This window comes from Nitrospirillum amazonense (genome assembly GCF_007828035.1).
Classification (GTDB): Bacteria; Pseudomonadota; Alphaproteobacteria; order Azospirillales; family Azospirillaceae; genus Nitrospirillum; species Nitrospirillum amazonense.
The window spans coordinates 1-1,074 of the sequence record NZ_VITV01000039.1; the positions used below are offsets into that span (position 1 = coordinate 1).

General features: G+C 70.4%; 1 protein-coding gene. It reads right to left on the reverse strand.

The features are described from left to right. Nucleotides 1-1,074, reverse strand: a 1,074-nt coding sequence (locus FBZ87_RS29005; RefSeq protein ID WP_145614034.1) for a transketolase C-terminal domain-containing protein, incomplete at both ends; no start/stop codon positions are given.

Consider the following 1,074-nt stretch of genomic DNA (forward strand, 5'->3'; position numbering starts at 1 on the left):
CCCCAGCGCCTTGAGCACGGTATCGACGATGCCGGTGGCGTTGAGGCCGGCCTCGTCATACTGCTTGGCCGGGTTGTCGTGTTCCTGATAGCGGTCGGGCAGCACCATGGGGCGGAACTTCAGGCCGCTGTCGAACAGCCCTTCCTCCGCCAGGAACTGCATGACCTGGGCGCCGAAGCCGCCCACCGAGCCTTCCTCGATGGTCACCAGCACCTCGTGCTCAACCGCCAGACGGCGCACCAGTTCCCGGTCGATCGGCTTGGCGAAGCGCGCGTCCGCCACCGTCGTCGATAGGCCCCGCGCCGCCAGATCCTCCGCCGCCTTGCAGGCCTCGCCCAGGCGCGTGCCCAGGCTCAGGATGGCCACCGTGTTGCCCTCGCGGACAATCCGGCCCTTGCCGATGGGCAGAACCTCGCCCTTCTCCGGCATCTCCACGCCCACGCCCTCGCCGCGCGGATAGCGCAGCGCGATGGGGCCGGCGTCATAGGCCACGCTGGTCGCCACCATGTGCACCAGCTCCGCCTCGTCCGCCGCCGCCATCACCACCATGTTGGGCAGGCAGCACAGGTAGGCCAGGTCGAAGGCGCCGGCGTGCGTCGCCCCGTCCGCCCCCACCAGGCCCGCCCGGTCCATGGCGAAGCGCACGGGCAGGTTCTGGATCGACACGTCATGCACCAGCTGGTCGTACCCGCGCTGCAGGAAGGTCGAGTAGATCGCCACGAAGGGCTTGTACCCTTCCGTCGCCATGCCGGCCGCGAACGTCACCGCGTGCTGCTCCGCGATGCCCACGTCGAAGGTGCGGGTGGGGAAGGCCTGGCCGAACAGGTCCAGCCCCGTGCCCGACGGCATCGCCGCCGTGATCGCCACCACCTTGTCGTCGGCCTTGGCCTCCTTCATCAGGGCGTCGGCGAAGACACGGGTGTAGGTGGGCGCGTTCGCCTTGGCCTTGGCCTGGGCGCCCGTCACCACGTCGAACCGGCCCACCGCGTGCAGCTTGTCGGCCGAGGCCTCGGCCGGGGCGTAGCCCTTGCCCTTCTGCGTCACCGCGTGGATCAGCACCGGGCGGCCGTTCGG